The following is a 24,020-nucleotide window of genomic DNA, read 5'->3' on the forward strand; positions in this document are numbered from 1 at the left end:
TCGGGCTCTTTATGCCGTCACCGAACTGGTTCTTGGTTGATACGAATCTGCGAGGGGTCGAACCTCCCCATGATATAAAGGCCCGGTGTATCGGGGGTGTTTATATCAGGGGTTGGGGTGTCTGCCTAGAGTTATGACGAGTGCAGCGGGCATCAGAGCAGAGTTGAAAGTGACGGGCGTGGCCAACTGTCCTGTCGCGTCTGTATCCAAAGCGGAGAATTCCGGCTATGCGCTGTCTCGAAGCATGGGGACCAATACGGACGGTTCCGTCACGGAAGAGTTCGTCTTCGACAGTGACGCCGGCGTGACCGACGAGATGGAACAACTATTCGACTACGGCGACGGCACTGTCTACCGATTTGCACGCGAGAGCGATATCGGCTGTCCGTGTGAGCGAATCGAAGCGTTCGATTGTCCCGTCGTCGACGTACAGACTCGCGACGGTGCGTTGTTCTTGACGTTCCACGCGCCCAACGTCGAGACGCTCCGTGACGTCGTTGCGTCACTCCGTGCGTCGGCAGACACTGTCGACGTGAGCAGACTGCTTCAGTCGTCGTCTGACGAGTCGCGTGACCTCGTGTTAGTCGAGCGAGGCCAACTCACTGACCGACAACGGGAGGTACTGGAGAAGGCACACGACATGGGCTACTTCGACCACCCACGTCGGGCGAACAAAGGTGAGGTGGCGACGGAACTCGGCATCACGACGTCGACGTTCTCCGAACACCTCGCGATGGCACAGAAGAAACTGATGGGTGCGATTTTACAGGACTAACCTGAGGGCCCCCTGAATTGGGGGTGGCCTCAAACGTGCAATGAGAACATACAACTAACTGGTGAGCTACGATGCGTGAGTTCGATATTACCTGTCCCGAGTGCGCCCAGCGGTACCGGGTTAACGAATCGATGTACGAGACGCTACAGGAGACTGGCTGCGTCCTGTGTACGGCTCCGATTACTGAAACAAAAACGCCCGCGTGAGTCGACGAGAACGCGAACGACGGCATGAAATCCACGTCGTTAGTGTGCGATGTGCTATTCGACGACGACGACGCCAACCATCCCGAGCGTCTCGTGTGGGACACAGACGTACTTGTACTCACCAGTCTCGTCGAACGTATGTTCGAACGTGGCACCTTCGGAGGCGGTGAGTTCGGATTCGAACTCGCCACCGCGATGAAGCACGTTGTGTGTGCCGCCGTTGCCGGTCCACTCCCAGACGACTGTCGTTCCCGGTGAGATTTTCACCGCTGCGGGGCCGAAGGCGAACCCGCCGCCGTTGCCCTCGGCACCGACATCGATAGTCACGCTACTTTCTCCCGTCAGGTCGTAGACGCCGTCGTAGTTCTGTGTCCGGTCGAACCACCCGTCGAAGTCTCGCATCTCTACGTCTGCTGTCGGTGTTTCCGTCGCGTCGTCCTCGCCCTCGCCTCCGGTGTCGCCGTCGGAACCGCCTGATGCACCGTTACAGCCTGCAAGAAGGAAAATCCCTGCAGAGGCTGTCGTCGCGTGCAGAAACGTACGCCGAGAGAGTCGTCGGTCAGACATTGGTCATCTCTAGTGGGTCTCCAACAAAGGCTAATCCTTCGATTCCCACGCGGTGAAAACAGCCGAAACGTCCCTATCTATCTGCCGCAAAGGCCTGCGCATATGCCCACGCACGACGACCCGCGGAGAAAGCCGCGAATCGACGGGAGCAGACAGTGGGAGGTATTCATCCGAGAGACTGACGCTGAGCCACTGCGCCACGTCGGGAGCGTCTCTGCGCCGTCGGTCGACATCGCAACCGAACAGGCGACGACACTCTTCGGATTCTCGTCGTCTGCGCTGTGGCTCTGTCCGGCCGACGAGGTTCTGCGAATCGGTGGAAACGACCTCGCTTCCAAGGGACGAGCGGACGCAGACCCTGCAGACGCCGAGGTGACACAGGGATGATTTCCATCAGTAAACTGCTGTGTGGGCAGGTTGCCGAGGGCGACGGACTCCGATACGACGACCCCGACACCTCGGTCGAACAGATTCGCGAAGAGAAACAGAAACGCCCGGTCGTCGTCTGGAACACGACCCGCCGCTGTAACCTCTACTGCGAACACTGCTATGCGGGTGCCGACCTCGACCCCGCACAGGGCGAACTCTCGACAGACGAAGCAAAGGGCCTCATCGACGATTTGGCCGCCTACGACGTGCCTGTCCTCCTCTTTTCGGGCGGTGAACCGCTCGTCCGCACCGACCTCGTCGAACTCGTCGACTACTGCACCGACCAGGGCGTTCGCGCCGTCCTCTCGACCAACGGGACGCTCATCACCGAAGAGAAGGCACGGGCGCTCAAAGACGCTGGCCTCTCGTACGCCGGCGTGTCCGTCGACGGACTGCAAGAGCGCAACGACGAGTTCCGTGGCAAAGCGGGCGCGTTCGACGCCGCCGTTCGAGGAATCGAAAACTGCCTGTCCGTCGGCCTCAAGACCGGACTTCGGTACACCATCACCGAACACAACGCCCCCGACATGGAGGACGTCGTGGACTTCCTCTACGACGTGGGTGTCGACCGCTTCTGTTTCTACCACCTCGACTACGGCGGACGCGGCGGTGAAATCGTCGACGCCGACCTCGACGACGAGGCTCAACGTCGCGCTGTCCGTCGGCTGTTCGACATGACCCGCGAGTACCACGACGAAGGCGAAGAGATAGAGACCCTCCTCGTCGGCAACTACGCGGATTCAGCGTACGTCGTCGAGTACGCCGACGAAGAACTCGGCTCAGACCACGCCGACGAGATTCACCGTTATCTCCGCGTCAACGGCGGTGACCCGACCGGTGAACGCGTCGCCGACGTTGACTACCGCGGCGACGTCCACCTCACGCAGTTCTGGCAGAGTTACAGTCTCGGCAACGTCCGTGACCGACCGTTCGGCGACATCTGGGACGACGAGTCGAATACGCTTCTCGCCCGACTCCGTGAACGCGAGAAACACCTCACCGGCAAGTGTGCAACCTGCCAGTATCAGGACGTGTGTCGCGGGTCGTCGCGACTTCGCGCTCTCGCTGGCTCTGGTGACCTGTTCGGACCGGACCCGCAGTGTTATCTCACGCCCGAAGAGCGCGGTGAGACGCCCGAACCGGCGGACTAACCGGGCGGTTTCACGACCGCATCGAGGCGGCGAGAAACGCGAGGGTGGTGAGTGCCACCGTCGTCATCCAAATCGCAGCTGCTTCCGAATCGAATAGATGCGAGACGAAAAGTCACCCAATCAGATAGCCAAACGGTGCGACGACGATTGGGAGGCTGACCGCGACGACTGGGTCGATACTCGATAGGTGCCCACGGAGACGACCAGTGTCGGCACTCATGTCAAAATAGTATCTAGATACCGGCTTATACTTCGGCATCACGCGAAAGCAATCTCCAACGTAACACCAATCAGTGTCCGAGAACGACGCCGAGACGCTTACTCGGCGGGCGTCGCTGCCTTCTCTTGTTTCCGTTCGAGTTCTTCGAGGTAGTCGTCGGCGTCGAGAGCGGCCTTCACACCCATCCCGCCGGCCGTCGCGGCCTGCTGGTAGTGGTAGTCGACGACGTCGCCCGCGGCGAAGATGCCGGGTTCGTCAGTCGCCGTCTGGCCGCCGCCTGACCCGCCCTTGGCGACGATGTAGCCGTCGTCGTCGCGCTGGACGGCCGTTCCTTCGAGGTAGTCGGCGTTCGGCGTGTGGCCGATGGCGTAGAACACCGCGCCAACGTCGAAGTCGAACTCCTCCGTCTCGGGGTCGTCGAGTTTGTCCGTCGGGTGCCCCTCGGGGTGGCGGACGAGTGTGACGTGGTCGACACCCTCTTCGGGCGACCCGTGAAGTTCGGTCGCTTCGGTGTTGAGCATGAGTTCGATTTCGTCGGCGTCGACCTTCTCCATCAGGCGGTCGATCCAGTAATCTTCGGCGCGGAACTCTTCGCGGCGGTGGACGAGGTAGACCGTCGACGCGAACTTGGTGAGGAAGTTGGCCTCCTCGAGGGCGGCGTCACCGCCACCGATGACCATAATCTTCTCGTCGCGGAAGAACGCGCCGTCACAGGTCGCACACGTCGAAAGCCCGTAGCCCATGAGGTTCTCTTCGCCGGGGATGCCGAGCGTCCGAGCAGACGCACCGGAGGCGGAGATGATGGCGTCGGCCGTGTACACGTCTCCGTTCTTCAGCGTGACAGTGAACGGTCGCTCAGAGGCGTCCACGCTCTCGATGATACCGTGGCGAATCTCGGTGCCGAAGCGTTCGGCCTGCTGTTTCATGTTGTTGATGAGCTCTGGCCCGGAGATGCCCTCGGGGAAGCCCGGATAGTTGTCGACTTCCGTCGTGAGCGTGAGTTGGCCACCCGGTTCGTCACCTTCGAGGACGAGTGGTTCGTTGTTCGAGCGTGCCGCGTAAATCGCTGCAGAGAGACCAGAGATACCCGAACCGGCGACGATGAGCTTTCGGTGCTCGACGAAGGAATCCGCGTTTTGTGTCATGTTCCGTAGTTCGAGATAGCGGTGCCTTAAGGTTGCGCTGTATTGCGAGGAGTACTACAACACCGCCACGGATTCGCATAGCACGCCCGGTGACTCGATTTTCGCGAGGAGAGCGAAAGACCAGTATCAATCGCCGTCGCACGTCTCTGTATGGCCGCCGACCTCCAGGAGAAGACAAACCGGTACGAATCGATGCTAGCCGACGCACTCGACGAAGCAGTGCAGGCCGTTCCGGAGGAGACGCACCTCGGTGACGCCGCCGCGGACTGTCTGGAGATGGCGGAGTCATACCTCGAAGACGGCCGCCACTTCAAAGAGGCAGACGACTGGGTGAACGCCCTTGCGTCGTTCTCGTACGGGTACGGCTGGCTGGATGCTGGCGTTCGGATGGGTCTGTTCGACGTTCCAGACGACTCACATCTGTTTACGATGTGAGTCGGTGAACGTGCCAGCGACCCGATGTATTTAGCCATCGCCGTCGTAGTTTCATCGTGTCTTCGTCACCCTCTTCGGAATACGAAACGCGGGTTAGTGACGCGCAGCGAACGCTCGAACAACGATTCGCAAACCCGTTCCTTGGGTGGGTGTTACGCTCGCCGTTCCACGCACTCGCGAGTCGCTGGTTCGTCCTCGTCTCCTACGTCGGACCGAAAAGCGGTCGACGATACACGTTCCCCGTCACGTACGCGAGCGCTGGGGACGAGTTGGTCGTGGTCACGCCGAAAGCAGACAGCAACTGGTGGAAGAACTTCCACTCACGGACGACCTGTCGACTCTGGTATCGCGGTGCGCGACGTGCCGCACTCGGGGAAGTAGTGACAGGCGAGACTGCCATCGAACTGCTCGATACGTACGCATCCACCTATGGCTACATGGCGAGAAGTCTGGGCGTCTCGGGCGATTCAGGAGACTACCGAACCTCGCTCAAAGATGCCGCACAGACGCTCGCGATCGTGCGGTTTACGTTCGGGTAGAAACGAAACGACGCGTCTGCTTACTCGAACCGGAACGTCGCGCCCTCGTCACCGTCTTGGACTTCGACGCCGAGCGCGGCCAAGTCGTCGCGAAGGTTGTCTGCACGGTCCCAGTTGCCAGCCTCGCGTTCTGCTTCTCGCACGTCCAAGACGAGTTGGACGAGGTCCTCAGCGAGAGAGACGTCGCCGCCTTCTCCAGCTGCACCGAACGAGAGGCCGAATACGTCGCCGCCGAGGTCTTCGAACGTCTCGATGGCCTCGCGGAGGGCACGATAGTCGTACAGGTCGGTGTCGGCGAGATGGCGGTTCACCGCGCTGGCAAGACCGAGGAGTTCGGCCATCGCCTCGCGGACGTTGAAGTCGTCGTTCATCGCCTCTCTGAAGTTCTCACGCGTGGCTTCGACGGTTTCTCGAAGGTCAGTGGCTTCGACCTTCGTGCGCGAGTCGGGGCTGTCGCACGCGTCCACCGCAGCCTCGTATGCGCGTTCGAGTCTGTCCCAGCGCTCTTGTGCCTCCGAAATCGTCTCTTCGGAGTAGGTCTGTTCGGACCCGTAGGCCGTCGAGAGATAGAACGTCCGAATCACGTCGGCACCGAACTCGTCGAGGGCGTCTGAGACGGTAAAGAAGTTTCCGAGGCTGGAACTCATCTTGTCACCGTCGGTCTGCAGGAGGCCGACGTGGAGCCAATAGCGGGCGAACGTGTGGCCCGTCGCGGCCTCGGATTGCGCGATTTCGTTCTCGTGGTGCGGAAAGACGAGGTCACGGCCACCGACGTGGATGTCGATGGTCTCGTCGAGGTGCGTCATCGACATCGCGGAACACTCGATGTGCCATCCCGGGCGTCCTTCGCCCCACGGCGACTCCCACGTCTCACCGCACGGGTCGGTGATGGGGTCGAGGTCAGGGTTGCGGTGCTCGGCCGCCTCTTCGGGCGACACCGCTCCGGCTTTCCAGAGTGCGAAGTCAGCGGCGTTGCGCTTCTCGGAGCGCTCGTCCGTGTCCGCTTGCGACTGGAGTTCGTCGATGTTCTGATTCGAGAGTTTGCCGTAGTCGTCGAACGTCGTCACGTCGAAGTAGACCGACCCGTTCGACTCGTAGGCGTGTCCACGCTCAACGAGCGTCTGAATGAGGTCGATAATCTCGGGGATGTGTTCGGTGACGCGAGGGTAGACCTCTGCTCGCTTCAGGTTGAGCCCGCGCATGTCGCGGATGACGTCGCTCATGAAGTGCGCTGCGACGGATGGTTCGTCGTCGCCGAGGTCGTCTTCGCCGATTCGGGCGGCGATTTTCTCGTTCACGTCGGTGAAGTTTTCGACGTGGTGGACGTCGTAGCCCTCGTATTCCAGCCAGCGATGCATGATGTCCGCGTGCATCCACAGCCGGGCGTGGCCGAGGTGGGCGTCGTCCGAGACCGTGAGTCCACAGACGTAGAGCAACACGTCGTCGCCGTGCGGCTCGAAGTCTTCGCGTTCTCCTGACAGCGTGTTGGTCACGGACAGCGTCATTGCTATCGGCTACTCGGGGCAGGATTTTCAACCCGTCGGAAGCCGATAGTCCACGCAGTTACGCAGTCAGAGGTTCTCTCAAGTCGTCGTCGCTCGTCGTCGAACTAAAAAACTCAGTCGTAGTGCGTTTCACTGGCCGACTCGACGACTCGTAGTGTCGCCGCGCCTTGCCGTCTGGGGACGACCACGGCCAGCGCATCTCCAGCGACACCAGCAGCATCGACGACGATAGACTCCGCATCGAGTCGAGCGATGACCGTCGCCAGCAACGCTGAACCGACGTCTCCCTCAGCGATTATCGCCGTCAGCGGCCCACCACCTGCGAGTTCGACGCCGGCGACAGAGAGAATCGGGTCGTCGTCCGACTCCTCGATATCTTCTCCGACGAGGCCGACGCCACTGCGCATCGTGACCATCACGTCGTGCGATTTAGACTCGAGTTCGGGAAGGTCGTCTGCGAATCGACGCAGTGCTGCTGCAACCGCGTCGTCGTCGCCGAGGTCGAGGTAGGCCGCGGCCGCGGCATAGTTGACGACGCCGGCGCGAAGTGACGCGAGGAGAAACGGTCGTTCACGAACGGCGTCGCGGGCGTCGGCGGCGAGAGACATGCTCGATGGGTCGATGGCCGAGTGCAAAAAACCGCCGCCAAAACCGACCGCTCAACGAGTTGTGAACGGACAGTATAGGGCTGATAAACGCGAGTTGGCCGAACACCAAGATTCCTTTTCGAGATGCGAAGTTCATAAGACAGTCCCGTCGTAACCCCCGGCTATGCAAGCGCTGGTCATCGTGGCGCACGGGTCGCACCTGAACCCGGATTCGAGTACGCCCACCTACGACCACGCGGACACCATCCGCGAGGTGGGCGCGTTCGACGAGGTTCGAACGGGCTTCTGGAAAGAAGAGCCGTCGATTCGGGAGGTCCTCAGGACCGTGGAAGCCGACGAGGTGTACGTCGTCCCGCTGTTCATCAGTGAAGGCTACTTCACAGAGCAGGTCATCCCGCGTGAACTCCGCCTCGACGGGTGGGACGTGGCCGACTGGGACTCCGACGGCCTCTCGGCGTCTCACGTGACGCTCCCCGCGACTGACGTACCCGAGAAGACGGTCCACTACTGTGGCCCGGTCGGAACCCATCGAGCGATGACCGACGTAATCGTTCGCCGTGCAGAGACCGTCACCGGCGACCCGAACGTCGGTGCAGGATTCGGTCTCGCCGTCGTCGGTCACGGCACCGAACGCAACGAGAACTCCGCGAAGGCAATCGAGTACCACGCTGACCGAATCCGCGAGATGGGTCGGTTCGACGAGGTGCAAGCGCTCTACATGGACGAAGACCCGGAAGTCGACGACGTGACCGACTACTTCGAGTCGGACGACATCGTCGTCGTGCCGCTGTTCGTCGCGGACGGCTTCCACACGCAAGAAGACATCCCCGAGGACATGGGACTTACCGACGACTACCGCGATGGCTACGAGATTCCGACGGAGGTCGATGGCCACCGCATCTGGTACGCAGGTGCGGTGGGAACCGAGGGCCTCATGGCCGACGTGGTGCTCGAACGTGCCGCCGACGCAGGTGCAGACATCGGTGACGCGCTCGAAGTAGTCCGCGAACGAACCAGAAAGACCGCAGTCGCAGGTGAGAACTGATGGGACACCACATCGACGCCATCGTCACTGCCGTTCAAGCCGGTGATACTGTCACGCTCGACGGCCTCAGTGTCGAACACGCTGATGCTGGCTACCGACTGGAAACGCCCGACGCGACCCTCGATGGCCTCTCTGAAGCGGCACTCTCGGATACGCTCGCGGACTACGACGACTACGCGACGAACTGGTACTTCTGGACGAACGTCGTCGGTGAGTCGAGTCCCCAGCGCCGGGCGTATCTCCGGTGGGTCGAAGGTGCCGACGAACGCGCTGTCACCGACCGCTACGAGGCACTTCGAGACGGCGGTATCCACTGTGAGTGGGGACAGTTGCTCGTTACTGTCACGGCCGACGACCACGGTGAACGGTCGTACGACCTGCGTCACGTCGACGATGCAGACGCCGATGCCGACGAGTTAGACACGTATCACGAACCACTCGCCGCCCGGCAACTGGCGACCTACGACGAGAAAGGTCGGTATCGACCGCTGAAGACTGGTGCCAACCTCGCTGGTGGATGGGTCTTCCCCGAACTCGATGCACGGGACCTGGTCGAGGCAGTCGGGACGTTCTACCCGGCGTCGGTCCCGAACTGGTACCGAGAGCAGGAGGGCACGCTCGACATCGAGCACTGGGAGGACACGATTGGCCGTCAGACCGGGATGTACAGCGTCATCGATACGTGGAACCGTGGTGATGGCCACGAACACGTCAACTGGGTCGCAGAGGCGTGCTGTGACGATTCACAGTGTGTCAAGCGCCGGGAGTGGCAGTACGACGACGAGACTGACCTCGATATCGATGGAGGAACCGGCGCATTCCCGTGTCGTGAACCCTGTTCGCTCGTCATCGCGGCCTCCCGGAAGTGGACGCGTCTCGAAGGAGAAGAGACACACACCTACGAGTTCGAACTCACGCCGTCGGAGAAACAGCAGGTCGAAGACATCATCGAGGCGGTCGCAGACGACCGAATCGACGACATCCGCGAGGCAGACGTGTACGAAGGTGCGAACCGCTATCGGGCGCGGTTCCTCCGTGCGAAACTGTTCGACGAGGACGGCAACCTCTGCGGCGTCTCGACGGACGACGAATAAGCGCGAGTTCCGTTCTCACCGCATCGCCAGCGCGAGCGCCACGAACACACCGCCGACGACCGCGCCCGCGCCGAGTGTGATTGCGAAACTCTGGAACACCGACGCGACGGCGACGGCGAGAACGAGTGCGATACCGGAGAGAACCAGCAGTGGAACGATTCCAGAGTCGAGCCGTGGAAGCAGTTGCTCCATTTTCCCCACAGCTCCCGGCTCGGGGGCTCTCTGTGGCGGTTTCGAGAACTCCTCGTCGATTTCGACCGGAGGCTTCCCGCCGTTTCCCGGGTTCACCGTCACGTCGACGTACGCCGTCTCAGACCCGTAGCCAGAGACGATTTTGAGTTTACCAGTCACTGGCTTTGAGTCGGGTCTCACTGGCACCATCACCAGTTTCGTCTCGCCGCTGTCGACGAAGTGATTCCCGGTCGGAAGCGACGCGACACGCGAGAGTTCGTCGTCGATGTTGAGATGAACGTGTACCGCCTGCCCCCGGTTGTCGAATTCGACAGCGAACGAGTCGGTGGTCGAAAACGACGGGTTGACCGACAGGTCGTGGGGGCGGTCGGCGTTCAGGGTAACGGTGAGCGACGCGTTCGACACGGTTGCACCGTTGTGACGATAATAGAAAAACGTTCAGGTCAGTTCAGTCGTCTCGCATGTCCGGCGGGAGCAGGTTCGGGATGCCGTCCTCGATGGGGTAGACCTCACCAGTGACGGTGCCGATGAGTCGACCTTCGATGATTTCGTCACCGTCTCGCTCGTCGACTTCCAGCTCGAGTTCGCTCTTGTCGAGGGGGTCACAGAGGATGTCCATCAGGGATTCTTTCATTGTCGTGACGGTGGATTGGGTGAAGTAAAAGCGTACGGGTTCGACGCCGTGGGTCACGACTCAGCCCACGGTGTGACGACACGCAAAAAAGCGGACGACGACCGTTCGCCAAGACAGCTGCGGCTTACTTGTCGAACGGGTTCGCGAGGTGAACCGTCTGCTCGCGGTCCGGGCCGACACCGACGGCGTACACTGGGACTCCCAGTTCTTCGGTGAGGTAGTCGAGATAGTCCTGTGCGGCGTCCGGGATGGCGTCGTAGCCTTCTTCGGCGACTTCGGCCCAGTCGACTTCCGGCCACGTCTCGAACTCCTTCAGGACGGGTTCACACTCGGCCCAGCGTTCGGTGGTCGCGGGCATGGTGAGTCGTTCTTCGCCCTCGAGTTCGTAGGCGTGACCGACCTTGATTTCGTCGAGGCCGGCGAGGACGTCGAGGTGGTTGACGGCGATGCCAGTGAAGCCGCTGACTCGGGCGGCGTGGCGGAGCATCGGGATGTCGAGCCAGCCGATGCGTCGCGGTCGACCAGTGACGGTTCCGAACTCGCCACCCTTCTCGCGGATGAAGTCAGCGAGTTCTTCGTCGCGCTCGTCACCCTTCAGTTCGGTCGGCATCGGCCCCTCGCCGACGCGAGAGAGATACGCTTTGACGATGCCGACGACTTCGCCCTGACCGACGACGGTCGGTCCGACGCCGCTTCCGGTAGCCGCGCCGCCAGCCGTCGGGTTCGAGGAGGTGACGTACGGGTAGCTTCCGTGGTCGATGTCGATGAGCGTCCCCTGCGCACCTTCGAACATCACGTTCTCGCCTGCTTCGCGACGTTCGGCGAGGAAGTCGCCACAGTTGATGGCCATGTCGTCCTCGCGGAGTCGACGGCCGAACTCGGTGTACTCCTCGACGAGCGCTTCGACGTCGCACTCCTCACCCGCTTCGAGGCCGTACACGTCTTCGATGAGCGCCTTCTTCTGCGGAACGGCGTATTCGAGTCGCTGTCGGAGTACGTCCGGGTCCAGGAGGTCGCCGACGCGGATACCGCGACGACCGGCTTTGTCCTCGTAGGTCGGGCCGATGCCGCGTCCGGTCGTGCCGACGACGAGGTCTTCGTCGGAGTCTGCTTTCGCCTCCTCTTCGATGTTGTCGAGGCGGCGGTGGTACGGCATTATGACGTGCGCACGTTTGGCCAGGCGCACGTCGGGTTCGAGTCCGCGCTCGCGGAGGGCGTCGATCTCGGAGAAGAGCGTCCGTGGGTTGATGACACAACCGTTTCCGAGCACGCCCACCTTGTCGCGGACGGCCCCACTGGGGACGAGTGATAGTTTGTACTCCTCGCCGCCTTCGACGACGGTGTGGCCGGCGTTGTCGCCGCCCTGATATCGGACGACGATGTCAGCGTCGCCGCCCCACAGGTCGACGAGCGCGCCTTTGCCCTCGTCGCCGAGTTGCGAACCGACGATGGTAACAGTCATACGTCGGTCGTTCCCCGCGCCCCACTAAACAGATTACGGTACGGCCTCGTCCACTATCCACGTCTGTGTATATTTCATCGATTGTCAAGGTGTGATTACGTCACAAACTCGTATCCCCATGACGATGCATAACACAACGGTTAATTACTGGCCCGGATAAGGCCATGTTATCTCATTATCCGCCGCCCGAGAGGGCAAGGCTTAAAGCCTCCGAAGAAGAGTTAACAAATGGCATGATAGACCGACTTGAGAAAGAAGTCGATATGTTGGAGCGCCATCTCCAGGTCCTGAAGATGGTTATCGATAACGAGCCAATCGGCATCGTCAAGATGTCGAACGAGACTGGCTACCCACACCACAAGGTTCGATACTCCCTCCGCGTACTCGAAGAAGAGAACCTCATCGAACCCTCCAGCCAAGGCGCAATCAAGACCGAGCGGACCGACGAGTTCGTCGACGAACTCGACGACAAGCTCGACGAGATTGTCACCAAGCTCGAATCGATGAAGATCGAAGAAGCTGCAGAAATCGAGAGCTAATTCCCTACGCGCGGCTGTCTAAGACTGTTCCCACGACGAGTCACCTCTGGTATACTGGCACGTCATGGAGGAAGTCCCGCGCACCTGTACTGAAATGTGTGGTCGCGTCCGGGCGAAATACACGCGGCCACTCGGTATTTTGTTGAGACGCGTCTGAGCTATCCGGCCGAGAGACGTCTGTGTTCTCCGCAACGTGGCGCGACAGTGCAGTGTCGTCCGACTATTCTCACAGTGCTCTCTGTCGAACTCACTGAAGAGTACGCAAAAACGCCAGGTCGCAGGCTACAGGTCGGGGACGTTCAGGTGGAACTCGCCACTGCGTGCTTCGACCAGACAGAGATGATATCCCTGCTTCCGCGAGAGTTTCACGAAACTCTTGCGCTTCGACCGACTGAGAATGCCGCCGCCGGTCTCTTCGGTCGCCGCTTCGAGGGCTTCCGGTTCGAAGAAACTCTTTGTGACGACGAACGCAGACCCGAGCGTCTCGTGCGCGTTTGCGACGTTCTTCGAGTCGTTGATGAGTTGCTGGACCATCGAGTACGTCGCCGGGTCGCGAGAGTCGTTCATGTTCGCGACGAACAGCGGGTTGCCCATCTGGTCGCGGAAGATGACGTCGAACCGCCGAGATTCGCTTTCGCCCTCGTCGATGGGTATCGAGACAGTGCCGTACAGTTCGATTCGGTCGACTTCCGGAATCGAGTCGAAGACACCCGAGAGACTCGACCGGTTTCCAGTCTCTCCAATCTCGTAGAGCAGGTCGGTGACCGCCCACTTCGCGAATCCGAACTCAGGTGAGTCGTGGAGGAACTCCTCGTACGGCTTGCCATCGACACCGAGTCCCTCGACGTCGAACGTCGTGTGGTGTTCGAGTCGGAGGTTCTCGACCACATCGTCCTGTTTCGCCTGCCCGGCGTGGGCCTTTTCGAGTGTCGCACCGCTCTTTTTGGCGTATCGGACGAACAGGTTCGTCCCACGGAGTGCCTCGTCGGCCGGCATGGAGCGGTCGGTCAGCGTGACACCGTTTTCGTCTAACTCGTCTTGGAGTTTCTGGAGTTCCGACTCGAGTTCTGCAACTCGGCTCTCGAGTTCCTCGGCCTGCTGCTCGTAGCCGTCGCGCTCACGCTTCAGTGCGTCACGCTCCGAGACGAGTTGGTCGCGCTCGGATTTGACCGAAGCCAGTTCCTCCCTGATTGCCTGCACTTTGCCGGCAGACACCGCGGAGGTTGGCTTCGTCGGCCGTGCGCTTTTCTTCGACGAACTCGACGAGCGACGCGAGGACGCGTTTCCTCCAGACTGTTGGCTCGCGTTGCTCCGAGAGCGCGAGGTGCGCTTCGACCCTTTTGTGCTGCTACGGCCACTTCCGGACCGCTCGTTCACCGACTCTCCCTCCGCATCTCTCGGGTCGAGTGACGGAATCGACCGAGCGTTACGCCACTCTGCTTCGGCAGAGAAGACATCGTCACTATCGTCGGCTGCCTCCCCGCTCGACGAGGAACCGTTTCTCGACCCGCTGTCGGTGGCGTTCGTCCCGGTCGATGTCGATTCCGATGTCGATGTCGACGCCGACTCCGATTTCGATGCCGAACTGACGTCGTCTGTGGACGTTTCGGCATCTTGGACCTCTGTCGTCGGAGTATCCTCGGGACTCGTCGTCGACGTGGGCGAACTCGGAGCATCTGCGCTTGCTGTGGAGTCGACTGCGTCGGCGCTCCCCGTCGCCTCGGCACTCTCGATCTCCACCGAATCGTCTTCGGGCGCAGATTCCGCGTCGTCGTCTGTGTCTGCGACGGCCGCACCACCGATACCATCGTCAGCTATCTCGTCGTCGGACGTTGCCTCGTCACCACCATCGTCACCCGGAATCTCGACGAGGTCGATATCCACGTCGTAGACTTTGTAGATGCCAATTTCGTCGTCCGCGAGTTCGAACGCTTCGTCACCCGTGACGAGGCGTCTACTGTTGCCGACGTACGCGACGTTCATCGACTTTCCACCGTGGTAGACGGTGTAGTAGTCGCCCGAAAGAACGTTCTCAGAGAGTTCGACGTAGCCGGTGAAGCCCCCAGCAGAGAGCGTACTGTTGGCGTCGTTCAGCGGTGTATCTTCTGTGTAGTACTGCGCGCGCACGTCGCCACCGATCTCCTTCATCGCATAGAGGAGCGGAAGCGACGGATCTGGCGCGCGATAGGCTTCGAACGATTCGTCGTCGAAGTCGGCTATCGTCCCGTCAAAAACCCCGAGGAGACGACCGTTGAGCATGAAGCCCCACGTCATGCCGGCTACGACGGCACCGGTGAAGCCGTCGTCTGCGAGTGACCGGAGGCCACCGTACCCTCGCTCTGCCGGAGCGGAGTCCCACCCAGTCACCGCGTCGATAATCTCGCTATCCATTTGCCGTTAAATCACAGGAAGTGAATCAAATACTTTCCGGGCGATTTCTCGAAATACGAGCATCGCCGGCGTTTCCGAGCACTGCCTCACGCTCGGACGCGAGGTGACTGTGGTCGCATTCACGTCGAGTTGGCAGCAATCACCGTGCCGTCAGGAGAACGATTATACTACCCCGCCGAGACGGGGCGTGCGTGACCAGACACGACGACCCGTTCGTCCGTTATCTCCGGTCGAAGGAGGCGATAGATGACCGCGCACTTCATCGACCGACGCTCGCGGACCTCGGTGACCGTCTGGACCGCCACGGACAAGACCACCCCAGCCAACCGCTGCGCGTCGTCTCTATCGGCGCAGGGACAGGGGCGATGTGCCGCCGCCTCCTCTCGTGGGGTGTGCTCGACGGCCACGACCAGATAAAATACGTCATGGTCGACCGACGAGAGGGAATCGCCGACAAGGCGGCGGCCGCGTTCGCCGAGTGGGCACGCGCCGCTGGGTGGGCGGCGTCCCCGACGAAAGACGGCTTTCGGATCGAGCGACACGGCCGGGAGGTCTCTCTCACCTACATGACGAGTGACCTCTTCGACGCCATGTCGGCGCTTCCGAAGGCCATCGACCTCGTCATCGCCCACGCGGTGTTCGACCTGTTGCCCCTCCGTCGGGCGATTACGACCGTCCTCTCGCGAGTGGTCGATGGAGGATATCTCTATGCACCGATTACCTTCGATGGTCGGACAGCGTTCCGCCCCGCCCACGATGCAGACGACGAGATTATCGCCGCCTATCACGAGACGATGCGAGATGGCGACAGTTCGGGACCTGATGCGGGGTCGAACCTCCTCGCGGCGCTGCCGGAGTTTGGCGCGAACGTCGTCTCGGCAGGCGGGTCTGACTGGGTCATCCACCCCAAACACGATTCCGACGAGCGCGTCTTTCTCGCTCACATCCTCGGCTTCGTCGAACAGTCACTCGGGGAGTCAGATGCCGTCGACGAGGAGACGCTCAGCGAGTGGTTATCGACTCGGCATCGGCAGATAGAGACCGACGAACTGTCCTACATCGCCCACAACCTCGATATCCTCGCGCAACTCGCCTAGTCTCTCGCCGAGATGTCCTGTCGCCCACGGAGTTCTGGTTCGATTCGTCCCGAGACGTAGAGCCAGTCTCGCCCGAACCCGGCGAGCAGTCCACCCGCTGCGACACCAGCGACGAACGGTATCCACGCATCGCCGACGCCCGGTGCCAGTGCGACGGGGACGACCGCCATCTGGAGTCCGGCGAGAACGCGACGCGACACCCGGTGCGGAAGGGAGTACGTCGGCCGGCCAGTTCGCTCACGCCACCACAGTCCGGCGACGAAGGCGTATCGTGCAACACCGACCGAGAGATACCACCAGGGGAGTTCGCCGAGAACGACTCCCGCGAGTGGGGCCACGAGCAAGCCGAACGCGTCGACGGCGGTGTCGAGCCTCGCACCGAGTTTCGTAGTCCGTTCCAGTCGGCGTGCGAGAAATCCATCGACCGAGTCGAGTGCCGCAGCGAGTCCGTAGGCCACTGCGGCACCCCACGCCCACAACTCGGTCCCTGTACCGACTGTTGCGACGCCACCCCCGATTGCGGCCACTCCTCCAACACCAGCGATGCCTGCGACGAGGACCCCTCGAAACAACGTCACGCCAGTCGGGACGCCCAGCGTCGCGTAGACAGGCTGCTCTCGCACCTCTTCGGCACGTCCGTCATCGACTACCGCTTCAGCGGCGTCTGCGACGTTCTCAGCGGCGTAACGTGCGGTGTATGTCCAGACTCCGACGACGACAAGCATCGTCACGCTCGTCCACGTCAGGGCGTCGAGAGACGACACCAGCGCGGCCGTGATGGACAGCCATCCGACACCCGCTGTGGCGACGATGGCGACGACACCGGTGCCGAGCAGTTGCCTGCGAGTTCGGTCGGCCGCTGTCGACGGCGATTCAAACATCGTCTACGAGTGCACGTGCCCCGACGGCCGCGACTGTCGGGAGGACGAATCCAATCGCGACCGTGACCACGGCCAGGATTCCTGTCTCGAAGAACGGGTCGAGCGCCCCCGCGATCCACAGACGGCCGATGTGGACCGAGATAGCGAGTGCGCCAAACGTGACGCCCTGGACGACGGCGCGACTGACGGACGTCGCGAGCACGCCAACGAGGATGCCACCGAGGACGAGTCCAGCCCAGTGAATCGACGCTGCGGCGAGACCGACGACAGTCGCGACGACCAGTGCCAGTTCTGCTCGGTGTCCGGTTCGGACCGGTTCGAGAACGCTCATTGGGACCCTCCGAAGACGATATCGGGTGACCCGGCCGGTCGGTCGAGTGTGACCGGTTTGTACTCACCGTCGGCCCACATGTCGAGTTGGTCGTGGTATCGGTCCGACCAGAAGACGCCGCGCTGGCCACCGGGGATGACACCGACCGAGTCGTCCTCGGCGGAGAAGTCGACGACCATCCGCCAACTACTCCCGGCCTGCGTCGCCCCCGAGGACCGGAAGTTGAAGACGGTGTAGGCCGACCCGTCCATCGGTCGCTCCGGGTAGTTCAAGAACGTACGGTCGAACGGATGGTTCATCTCGAGTCTGTTGTAGTCGCCGTAGGTCTCGAGTCCTGCGTCGTCGAGTCTGTCTGTGGTTCGGTTCATCGCCTTTGCAGCGATGTCGTCTCGCGTCTCGGTCACGTCCGCAGTCGAGCGGTCGTCGAACCACTGCGAATCGGAATCGAGTTGCTGGAGGACGAACAGGCGCGGATAGTACGAGTCGTCTAACCCCTGCGGTTCGAACTCGTCTGCGAACGTCGCGTTTCGGAACTCGTCCACCCAGATGCGGTAGACGAGTGCACTCTGCGAGTCAGCACGCATCTGACCGTCCCACCCTTCGAGGGTGGACGCGAGTTCTCGGGCCTCGGGCGACATCTGTTCGACTGCGCCTGGTGCTGTTGCGTACGGTGTGAACCTCGTCGCCGCCTCGGACCGAACGTCGCGTTGAATCTGTTTCATCGATTCCGCAGTGACGCCGCCGTCTGCTGCCGCGTCGTCCAGCAGGTCGTAGATTCGCTCACCGCGATACGGGTCGGCGTAGGTCATCGACGTGCCCATGTAGAACGCCGGGTCGTCGATGGTGCGCTGGTTCGCCGTCGCGAGGAGGTCCGGATTCTCGACGTGCGGGATCGACTCGAACGGGACGAATCCATCCCACAACGACTGCCCGTACGGTTCGTAGCCGCGCCACTCACCTTCGCCTGCCGACCCGTTGAAGATGGTGTCGCCGCGGACGACTTCGCCATCGGTCACGCGAATCGGGTAGCGTCCGGCAGGGTAGTAGAGCGTGTTCCCCGCACTGTCGGCCGCGACGAAGTTCTGTGCGGGCACGTCCCAGATTCGGAGCGCGTCGCGGATTTCGTCGACCGAGTCGGCGTGGTTGAGGCGGTAGACGCCGAGTGACTCGTTCGTCGCGGAGAACCCGGGCCACGCGACGCCGATAGTCTTGCCGCCACGTTCGATGACCGGGCCGTGAACCGACTTCTTGACGGTTATTTCGACATCGTCGCTTCCGACGACTTCGATGGTCTCCGTCTCGATTTCGAACGACCGAACCTCTCCATCGTAGACGTACCCGCCGTCACGCATCTCGTAGGTGTAGAGGTCGGTGAAGTCGCCACCGACGTTCGTCACGCCCCACGCAGCGTCTGCAGTTCGTCCGATGACGACCATCGGAATGCCGGGGAACCCGACACCGCGCACGTCCATCTCGTCGGTCGAGAGATGCATCTCGTACCAGATTGGCGGCACCGTCAACGAGAGGTGCGGGTCGTTTGCCAGCAGTGGACGTCCGGAGGCGGTGTGTTCACCGGAGACCACCCAGTTGTTCGACCCGTAGGTCGGGTCTTTGTCGTACTGGTCGGTCCACTCCGCGAGGGCAGCGAAGTCGCCGCCGACGTTCGCAGGTGCGTCCTCGGCGTCTGCGACGACCGACGCCGGTGAAAATGGCTCGGCGTCAGAGGTCGTCGAATCACGGATAATTGGAACGTCGTGGTCGAGTTCAGACGGATAGAGCGCCGACGCATTCGGACCGAGACGAGAGACGGCAGTCGCACGGCGCAAGTCGGCGAAGGAACCGGAGAGTTGCCACGAGATGAGTTTGCCGACGAGGAGGGTGTCTGTCGGCGTCCACTCTTCGAAGTCGACACCGAGGAGGGCGTACTCGGACGGGAGGGCAGCGGTGTCGGCGTAGTAGTTCACGCCAGCGGTGAACGCTTCGATGGGTTCGCCGACGTCGGTTCCGCGAACCGACTGCCACGACGCTTCGGCGGCGGACTGGAAGTCGAGACTGCGGTAGAAGCGGTCCGACTCGAGCGTCGAGTTGCCGACCATCGCAGAGAGTTCTCCGCCGACGAGTCGTCGCTGGAGGTCCATCTGGAACAGGCGGTCACGCGCCTGTACGTAGCCGACTGCGTAGTACAGCGCTTCTTCGTTCGCTGCTTCGATGTGGGGGACGCCAGCGTCGTCGTACCAGACGCTCGCAGACCCGTATGGGCTCTCGACGTTCGTCGCACCGGGCGGAGTCACCGTCTCGTAGATGTCTCCGGACAGGGGTGCAGCGAGTGCGAGATACGACCCACCGAGAATCGACGTCGCCACGAGCGCCGCGGTGCACACGATGGCGATGGCCGCTCGGGTCGCGGTATTCATATCCACAATGGCGGCCGGACCGTGGTTAAATATTCCTCAAATGATGATTGTAAACGAACGCTGGGTTCTACTGCCGCTCGGTCAGTCGCTCTCGGAGTTCGACGAAGAAGACGACGGACAGGTAGGTCACGGCACCTGAGAGAACGACGAGTAACACGGTCGAACCGACAGTTGCCACGGCGAGCGCGACCACACCGAGTGCCACGGTGACGGCGACTGCCTGAATCGTCCAGTTATCCCACAGCGCTCGTACTTGCGTTCGGTACGACAGCAGGACTGCTTCGAGCGCTAGCGCCCCGCCGACACCGACGAGAAGTGGTGTGAGTGTGAGTGGTGGCCGAAGGACGGCGACGCCGACTCCCACCGGTATCGTGACGAGGAGTGTGAGTGCGACGTCTCTCAGTCGGCCCATACGTCCTCACTGTCGGCAGGTCCCTTTTAGACACCGGGGGTCATAGCGAACGATATGTCTATATCGGGTGACGGCCCCGGCTTGTCGAAGGCAAAATCGCGTCTCGGTCGTTACCTCGCCGGCGCAGCACTGTTGATGCTGACCTACTCGCTGATCTACCGCTGGGCAGTCGGGTTCTTCGCGGGTGAAGACGTGTCGTTCATCCAGTCGCTTCACGTCGTCGTCGAGACGTTCACGACGACCGGATACGGTGAACAGACGCGATTCTGGGTCGACTATCCGCCACTCCTCGCGCTCTCTATCGTGATGCAACTCACGGGCGTGACCACCGTGTTCCTCACACTCCCACTGTTTCTGGTCCCGCTGGTGGAAGACGCCTTGCGAACCGCTCCACCGACGAGTTCGAGTCTGACCGACCACGTCATCATCTGTACGTTCACTCCACGCGGTGACGCACTCGTGGACGAACTCGACGCGATGAATATGGAGTACGTCGTCCTCGAATCGGACCGTGACCTCGCAGAGGAACTGTACGGACAGGGGTACGAAGTCGTCCACGGCGACCCAGAGTCAGCCGACGCGCTGGAGGCCGCCAACGCCTCTGACGCGCTCGCTATCGTCGCTGACGACGACGACGAGACGAACGCGAGTATCATCCTAGCCGCGAAGGAGGTCGCACCGACGTGTCGCGTCGTCAGTCTCATCGAAGACCCGACAGTTGCAGAGTATCACCGCTACGCCGGTGCAGACCAGGTCGTCTCACCCCGTCGTCTGCTCGGTGAGAGTCTGGCTGGCAAAGCGACGACGTCCGTCTCGTCGGCGCTCGGTGACGCAATCGAGATTGGCGAAGATTTCGAAGTCGCAGAACTGCTGGTTCAACGCGGCAGTCCCGTCGAAGGGAAGTCAATCGCAGAAAGTGATATCGGGGACATCCCCGGTGTCAACGTCATCGGCGCGTGGTTCAGCGGGAAGTTCGTCTCACCGCCTGCCCCCGACGACGTCATCGACGAGCACACGATTCTGCTCGTCGTGGGTCGCGAAAAGCGCCTCGAAGAACTGCGTTCACTCACGCTCTCGTCAGCACGCCGGTTCCGTCGAGGCACCATCATCGTCGCTGGGTACGGTGAAGTTGGCTCGACAGCGGCAGAGACACTCGCGAGTTCGGGCGTTCCACACCTCGTCGTCGACAAGGTAGACAAACCCGGTGTGGACGTGGTCGGCGATATCACAGACCCAAAGACGCTCGCAGAAGCCAAGGTGACCGAAGCACGTGGCGTCCTCCTCGCACTCGACGACGACACGACAGCGGTGTTCGCGACACTCGTCTCCGAACGCGTCTCTGAGGAGACGGAAGTCATCGCGCGGGCGAACGAAACCGAGAACATCTCGAAACTCTACCGCGCTGGCGCAGATTACGTGCTGGCCCTCTCGACCGTCGCAGGGCGGATGCTCGCATCGACAGTCTTGGACGAGGAGGTCATCGCACCGCAGTCGCAGATCGAAATCGTTCGGACACAGGCACCGGGACTCGTCGGCCAGACGCTCGCCGAAGCAGACGTTCGCGCCAAGACGAACTGTACTATCATCGCCGTCGAACGAGAAGGAGAACTCATCACCGAGGCCGGCCCGGACCTCCGTGTCAGACGAGAGGACGACCTCATCGTCGCCGGCATCGACGAAGACATCTACCGCTTCAACGAACTGTTCGGCTAATGTTCTTCGGCGATTGAGTTCGCACTCTCGCTCGTCAGAATTCCCGACACGCCCACGGTTCGCCCGAGGAGCCAACGAGTACAACCCATGGCAGTGGACGTCCGCAGACTGCCTCTGACAGGACGTGTCGGCACCTGTGGCTCTCTGACCAACGATAAAAAAGAACTGTTCGCGGTAGGTGCTGCGATTACGCGCCGATTTCCGCGCCGGCGTAGAGGACGACGACGAGGAAAATCCAGACGACGTCGACGAAGTGCCAGTACATCGAGGCCGTACTCACCGAGACGTGGCGTTCGGCGGAGTACTGCCCACGGAGGGCGCGGACGAAGACGATGCCGAGTATCACCGCACCCATACTCACGTGGAGGCCGTGGAGGCCAGTGAGGCCGTAGAAGGCAGACCCGAAGATGCCCGACGTGATGTCGAATCCTTCCTCGATGATGAACACGTAGTACTCGTACACCTGCCCGCCGATGAAGATGACACCGAGGACGAGCGTCGCGGCGAGTCCGAGGATGAAGTTCCGGCGGTTCTCGTTACGGATGGCGACGTGTGCCCAGTGGAGCGTGAAACTCGACGCAATCAGGAGTCCGGTGTTTATCAGCACCAACGAACCCAAGAGGTGCGGGAGTTCTTGCGGTGGCCACGTCCCGGCGCGGATGAAGAAGTAATAGATGAACAGTGCACCGAACGTCGCGAGTTCGGACCCGAGGAAGGCAATCATGCCCCAGCGGAGTTTCGAGGCGCTCTTCTGGTTCGCGTCGCGCGACCAGAAGTGGCTCACGAAGGCGTGGTACAGCCAGCCGTACAGACCGGCGAGGAAGACGAAGATACTGCCGATGAACACGGCGGGGCCGAGCATGTCGCCGACGATTTGGTCCTGTCCCATGATGTAGAGACCCGCGCCGACGTAGATGCCTGCGCCTCCGACGGCGGTGACGAACGGCCACCAGCTCGCCTCGCCGAAGCCGCGCGGCCAGTCCTGGACCGCCGGCAGGTGGTGGCCGTGGTCGTCGTGTGCTTCTTCGGTACTCATAGAGGGCCGTTATAGTTGGGTTACTAAAAATCCTCCCAAAACACGCCCGGCACCCGGTACTGTAAAATCGAAAGACTGTCTCGACGTGTCGACTCAGTCGGCGTTCGTCGTCGTCAGATGGAACGGTTGCCGCGCGATGATCTGCCGCATCTCGGCCAGTGACGTCGAACTGGTGTTGTTCATCGCTGCAACGACGGCGAAGACTTCGTTGCGCGAAATCTTGACGCCCTCGCCGGTCACCGCGTGTTCAGGGTGGGCGAGGAGTTCTCGCAAGGTGCCAACGGCGAGAAGGAACGGAATCGCCCACGCGGCGAGCGTGTTGCCATCGCGGAGCGGGACCGTCTCCAGATACGTCTGGGCGTCGTCGACGAACGACTTGGCGTGGGTGGCAGTTCGGTAGACGACGGACGCCGTCTTGCTTCGATGCTCGGGAACGACGACTTCCTCTTGTGAGATGCCTTCTGCCTCGAGCCACTCTGCGGGCAGATAGACGTTGTTCTCGGCGGTGTAGTCGTCGTGAACGTCCTTCGCGATGTTGACGAGCTGGAGGAGGAGTCCGAACTCCTCGGCCGTCTCGTAGAGTCGCGATTGGCGCTCACGGTCGACGTTCCCGCGCGTCACGAGGTTCGTGATGAGGTTGCCGACCGTTCCTGCGGCGTAGTAACAGTACTCTTCGAGTTCTTCCCGGGATTGGATACGCAGGCCACCAGTGTCTGCGTGGCGTTCGACGAACATCGCCATCCCAGAGACGAGCTCTCTGACGGGCGGTGTGACTGCTTCACGAACGTCCTCTGGAAGTGCGTCGAACGTGCGAAAGACACGGTCGGCGTTCGCGACGACCATCCAGTCGTCGGAGCGCTCTCCTTCCGGAGGAAGGTGCGGTTCGACTGCTGTGACGAACTCGTCGATATCGGTGTCGTCGTCTGGGTCGAGCGCACCGTCGTAGAGTCGTAAGAGGTGTGCCTGTTCATCAGGCGAAATCGACGACGAGTCTTCGACAGTGTCGGCAACTCGGCAGAGGAGATAGCCAATACAGATGTAGGAAGACATCGGTTCGTCCAGGACATCCACGGTGAGGGCAAACGTCCGCGAAACACCCTGAACTGCATCGTGACACCAGTCGAGGTCATCGTCGGTTGCCGGTGGCCGGGCATCGGCGTGTCGAGACATTCGGAGTGTTCCGGTATACGGGAGGGGGG

24 protein-coding genes are annotated in these 24,020 nt (G+C 61.6%); 10 read left to right on the plus strand and 14 right to left on the minus strand.

Annotated elements, in window-relative coordinates; all coding sequences use genetic code 11:
• The first annotated feature begins 133 nt into the window (after positions 1-133).
• Complete coding sequence (locus ACK3SC_RS06545) at positions 134-775, plus strand: helix-turn-helix domain-containing protein (protein ID WP_416839309.1); 642 nt, start codon at positions 134-136, stop codon at positions 773-775.
• Positions 776-1,035: 260 nt separating this feature from the next.
• On the opposite strand, the gene ACK3SC_RS06550 is transcribed toward ACK3SC_RS06545, so the two are convergent.
• Positions 1,036-1,548: a halocyanin domain-containing protein gene (locus ACK3SC_RS06550; protein ID WP_416839310.1), complete on the minus strand. Its 513-nt coding sequence runs from the start codon at positions 1,546-1,548 to the stop codon at positions 1,036-1,038.
• Positions 1,549-1,650: 102 nt separating this feature from the next.
• Between ACK3SC_RS06550 and ACK3SC_RS06555 the strand changes: the two genes are divergently transcribed.
• Positions 1,651-1,935, plus strand: a complete 285-nt coding sequence (locus ACK3SC_RS06555) for an Htur_1727 family rSAM-partnered candidate RiPP (protein WP_416839311.1) — start codon at positions 1,651-1,653, stop codon at positions 1,933-1,935.
• A complete protein-coding gene (locus tag ACK3SC_RS06560; RefSeq protein WP_416839312.1) occupies positions 1,932-3,128 on the plus strand; it encodes a TIGR04347 family pseudo-SAM/SPASM protein in 1,197 nt (398 codons plus the stop codon). Before ACK3SC_RS06555 ends, ACK3SC_RS06560 begins: the two co-directional genes overlap by 4 nt.
• Positions 3,129-3,446: 318 nt before the next feature.
• Here ACK3SC_RS06560 and ACK3SC_RS06565 read toward each other — a convergent pair whose 3' ends face one another.
• A complete protein-coding gene (locus ACK3SC_RS06565) occupies positions 3,447-4,493 on the minus strand; it encodes an NAD(P)/FAD-dependent oxidoreductase (RefSeq protein ID WP_416839313.1) in 1,047 nt (348 codons plus the stop codon).
• A 150-nt stretch (positions 4,494-4,643) separates the two neighbouring features.
• On the opposite strand from ACK3SC_RS06565, the gene ACK3SC_RS06570 reads away from it, so the two are divergent.
• Entirely contained in the window at positions 4,644-4,928 is a 285-nt protein-coding gene (locus ACK3SC_RS06570) for a DUF357 domain-containing protein (protein ID WP_416839314.1), read from the plus strand.
• Positions 4,929-4,984: 56 nt separating this feature from the next.
• Entirely contained in the window at positions 4,985-5,467 is a 483-nt protein-coding gene (locus tag ACK3SC_RS06575) for a hypothetical protein (protein ID WP_416839315.1), read from the plus strand.
• Between the two features lie 20 nt (positions 5,468-5,487).
• On the opposite strand, the gene cysS is transcribed toward ACK3SC_RS06575, so the two are convergent.
• A complete protein-coding gene (gene cysS, locus ACK3SC_RS06580; protein ID WP_416839316.1) occupies positions 5,488-6,972 on the minus strand; it encodes a cysteine--tRNA ligase in 1,485 nt (494 codons plus the stop codon).
• Positions 6,973-7,085: 113 nt separating this feature from the next.
• The gene (locus tag ACK3SC_RS06585; RefSeq protein WP_416839317.1) at positions 7,086-7,580 is read right to left on the minus strand and encodes a hypothetical protein; all 495 of its coding nucleotides are present in this window, start codon (positions 7,578-7,580) and stop codon (positions 7,086-7,088) included.
• Positions 7,581-7,743: 163 nt separating this feature from the next.
• On the opposite strand from ACK3SC_RS06585, the gene ACK3SC_RS06590 reads away from it, so the two are divergent.
• A complete protein-coding gene (locus tag ACK3SC_RS06590; protein ID WP_416839318.1) occupies positions 7,744-8,625 on the plus strand; it encodes a CbiX/SirB N-terminal domain-containing protein in 882 nt (293 codons plus the stop codon).
• Positions 8,625-9,719: a DR2241 family protein gene (locus tag ACK3SC_RS06595; RefSeq protein WP_416839319.1), complete on the plus strand. Its 1,095-nt coding sequence runs from the start codon at positions 8,625-8,627 to the stop codon at positions 9,717-9,719. The genes ACK3SC_RS06590 and ACK3SC_RS06595 overlap by 1 nt, the downstream gene beginning before the upstream one ends.
• A 15-nt stretch (positions 9,720-9,734) precedes the next feature.
• On the opposite strand, the gene ACK3SC_RS06600 is transcribed toward ACK3SC_RS06595, so the two are convergent.
• The 3 genes from ACK3SC_RS06600 to ACK3SC_RS06610 form a co-directional block, all read right to left on the minus strand.
• Positions 9,735-10,316, minus strand: a complete 582-nt coding sequence (locus ACK3SC_RS06600) for a hypothetical protein (RefSeq protein ID WP_416839320.1) — start codon at positions 10,314-10,316, stop codon at positions 9,735-9,737.
• Between the two features lie 43 nt (positions 10,317-10,359).
• Positions 10,360-10,545 (minus strand): methytransferase partner Trm112, encoded by a 186-nt coding sequence (locus ACK3SC_RS06605; RefSeq protein ID WP_013035425.1) that lies wholly within the window; start codon positions 10,543-10,545, stop codon positions 10,360-10,362.
• A 124-nt stretch (positions 10,546-10,669) separates the two neighbouring features.
• Positions 10,670-12,007 carry an adenylosuccinate synthase gene (locus ACK3SC_RS06610; protein WP_416839321.1) on the minus strand — a complete coding sequence of 446 codons (1,338 nt, stop codon included), beginning with the start codon at positions 12,005-12,007 and terminating at the stop codon, positions 10,670-10,672.
• A 233-nt stretch (positions 12,008-12,240) separates the two neighbouring features.
• Between ACK3SC_RS06610 and ACK3SC_RS06615 the strand changes: the two genes are divergently transcribed.
• A complete protein-coding gene (locus ACK3SC_RS06615; RefSeq protein WP_058573470.1) occupies positions 12,241-12,546 on the plus strand; it encodes a hypothetical protein in 306 nt (101 codons plus the stop codon).
• Positions 12,547-12,828: 282 nt separating this feature from the next.
• On the opposite strand, the gene ACK3SC_RS06620 is transcribed toward ACK3SC_RS06615, so the two are convergent.
• Positions 12,829-14,937: a hypothetical protein gene (locus tag ACK3SC_RS06620; RefSeq protein WP_416839322.1), complete on the minus strand. Its 2,109-nt coding sequence runs from the start codon at positions 14,935-14,937 to the stop codon at positions 12,829-12,831.
• A 191-nt stretch (positions 14,938-15,128) separates the two neighbouring features.
• Here ACK3SC_RS06620 and ACK3SC_RS06625 point away from each other — a divergent pair, with 191 nt between their 5' ends.
• Complete coding sequence (locus ACK3SC_RS06625; protein WP_416839323.1) at positions 15,129-16,034, plus strand: SAM-dependent methyltransferase; 906 nt, start codon at positions 15,129-15,131, stop codon at positions 16,032-16,034.
• Here ACK3SC_RS06625 and ACK3SC_RS06630 read toward each other — a convergent pair.
• The 4 genes from ACK3SC_RS06630 to ACK3SC_RS06645 all read right to left on the minus strand — a co-directional run bounded on the left by ACK3SC_RS06630 (position 16,031) and on the right by ACK3SC_RS06645 (position 20,072).
• The gene (locus tag ACK3SC_RS06630) at positions 16,031-16,870 is read right to left on the minus strand and encodes a CDP-alcohol phosphatidyltransferase family protein (protein ID WP_416839952.1); all 840 of its coding nucleotides are present in this window, start codon (positions 16,868-16,870) and stop codon (positions 16,031-16,033) included. The two genes, ACK3SC_RS06625 and ACK3SC_RS06630, sit on opposite strands and share 4 nt — an antisense overlap.
• Positions 16,871-16,907: 37 nt before the next feature.
• Positions 16,908-17,246, minus strand: coding sequence for a hypothetical protein (locus tag ACK3SC_RS06635; protein WP_416839324.1), 339 nt, complete (start codon positions 17,244-17,246; stop codon positions 16,908-16,910).
• Entirely contained in the window at positions 17,243-19,660 is a 2,418-nt protein-coding gene (locus ACK3SC_RS06640) for a penicillin acylase family protein (protein ID WP_416839325.1), read from the minus strand. The genes ACK3SC_RS06635 and ACK3SC_RS06640 overlap by 4 nt, the downstream gene beginning before the upstream one ends.
• Before the next feature lie 67 nt (positions 19,661-19,727).
• Positions 19,728-20,072 carry a hypothetical protein gene (locus tag ACK3SC_RS06645; protein WP_416839326.1) on the minus strand — a complete coding sequence of 115 codons (345 nt, stop codon included), beginning with the start codon at positions 20,070-20,072 and terminating at the stop codon, positions 19,728-19,730.
• Between the two features lie 54 nt (positions 20,073-20,126).
• Between ACK3SC_RS06645 and ACK3SC_RS06650 the strand changes: the two genes are divergently transcribed.
• Positions 20,127-21,785 (plus strand): potassium channel family protein, encoded by a 1,659-nt coding sequence (locus ACK3SC_RS06650; RefSeq protein ID WP_416839327.1) that lies wholly within the window; start codon positions 20,127-20,129, stop codon positions 21,783-21,785.
• Between the two features lie 187 nt (positions 21,786-21,972).
• Here ACK3SC_RS06650 and ACK3SC_RS06655 read toward each other — a convergent pair whose 3' ends face one another.
• Both ACK3SC_RS06655 and ACK3SC_RS06660 read right to left on the minus strand, forming a co-directional pair.
• The gene (locus ACK3SC_RS06655; protein ID WP_416839328.1) at positions 21,973-22,821 is read right to left on the minus strand and encodes a cytochrome c oxidase subunit 3; all 849 of its coding nucleotides are present in this window, start codon (positions 22,819-22,821) and stop codon (positions 21,973-21,975) included.
• Between the two features lie 93 nt (positions 22,822-22,914).
• A complete protein-coding gene (locus tag ACK3SC_RS06660; protein WP_416839329.1) occupies positions 22,915-23,991 on the minus strand; it encodes a phytoene/squalene synthase family protein in 1,077 nt (358 codons plus the stop codon).
• Between the last annotated feature and the right edge of the window lie 29 nt (positions 23,992-24,020).

Origin of the sequence: Haloferax sp. DFSO52, from assembly GCF_048158745.1 — an archaeon.
Taxonomy (GTDB): domain Archaea; phylum Halobacteriota; class Halobacteria; order Halobacteriales; family Haloferacaceae; genus Haloferax.

Coding starts and splice junctions, on each gene's coding strand:
- ACK3SC_RS06545 (WP_416839309.1), top strand. CDS start 134: ATGACGAGTGCAGCGGGCATCAGAGCAGAGTTGAAAGTGACGGGCGTG.
- ACK3SC_RS06550 (WP_416839310.1), bottom strand. CDS start 1,548: ATGTCTGACCGACGACTCTCTCGGCGTACGTTTCTGCACGCGACGACA.
- ACK3SC_RS06555 (WP_416839311.1), top strand. CDS start 1,651: ATGCCCACGCACGACGACCCGCGGAGAAAGCCGCGAATCGACGGGAGC.
- ACK3SC_RS06560 (WP_416839312.1), top strand. CDS start 1,932: ATGATTTCCATCAGTAAACTGCTGTGTGGGCAGGTTGCCGAGGGCGAC.
- ACK3SC_RS06565 (WP_416839313.1), bottom strand. CDS start 4,493: ATGACACAAAACGCGGATTCCTTCGTCGAGCACCGAAAGCTCATCGTC.
- ACK3SC_RS06570 (WP_416839314.1), top strand. CDS start 4,644: ATGGCCGCCGACCTCCAGGAGAAGACAAACCGGTACGAATCGATGCTA.
- cysS (WP_416839316.1), bottom strand. CDS start 6,972: ATGACGCTGTCCGTGACCAACACGCTGTCAGGAGAACGCGAAGACTTC.
- ACK3SC_RS06585 (WP_416839317.1), bottom strand. CDS start 7,580: ATGTCTCTCGCCGCCGACGCCCGCGACGCCGTTCGTGAACGACCGTTT.
- ACK3SC_RS06590 (WP_416839318.1), top strand. CDS start 7,744: ATGCAAGCGCTGGTCATCGTGGCGCACGGGTCGCACCTGAACCCGGAT.
- ACK3SC_RS06595 (WP_416839319.1), top strand. CDS start 8,625: ATGGGACACCACATCGACGCCATCGTCACTGCCGTTCAAGCCGGTGAT.
- ACK3SC_RS06605 (WP_013035425.1), bottom strand. CDS start 10,545: ATGAAAGAATCCCTGATGGACATCCTCTGTGACCCCCTCGACAAGAGC.
- ACK3SC_RS06610 (WP_416839321.1), bottom strand. CDS start 12,007: ATGACTGTTACCATCGTCGGTTCGCAACTCGGCGACGAGGGCAAAGGC.
- ACK3SC_RS06615 (WP_058573470.1), top strand. CDS start 12,241: ATGATAGACCGACTTGAGAAAGAAGTCGATATGTTGGAGCGCCATCTC.
- ACK3SC_RS06620 (WP_416839322.1), bottom strand. CDS start 14,937: ATGGATAGCGAGATTATCGACGCGGTGACTGGGTGGGACTCCGCTCCG.
- ACK3SC_RS06635 (WP_416839324.1), bottom strand. CDS start 17,246: ATGAGCGTTCTCGAACCGGTCCGAACCGGACACCGAGCAGAACTGGCA.
- ACK3SC_RS06640 (WP_416839325.1), bottom strand. CDS start 19,660: ATGAATACCGCGACCCGAGCGGCCATCGCCATCGTGTGCACCGCGGCG.
- ACK3SC_RS06645 (WP_416839326.1), bottom strand. CDS start 20,072: ATGGGCCGACTGAGAGACGTCGCACTCACACTCCTCGTCACGATACCG.
- ACK3SC_RS06650 (WP_416839327.1), top strand. CDS start 20,127: ATGTCTATATCGGGTGACGGCCCCGGCTTGTCGAAGGCAAAATCGCGT.
- ACK3SC_RS06655 (WP_416839328.1), bottom strand. CDS start 22,821: ATGAGTACCGAAGAAGCACACGACGACCACGGCCACCACCTGCCGGCG.
- ACK3SC_RS06660 (WP_416839329.1), bottom strand. CDS start 23,991: ATGTCTCGACACGCCGATGCCCGGCCACCGGCAACCGACGATGACCTC.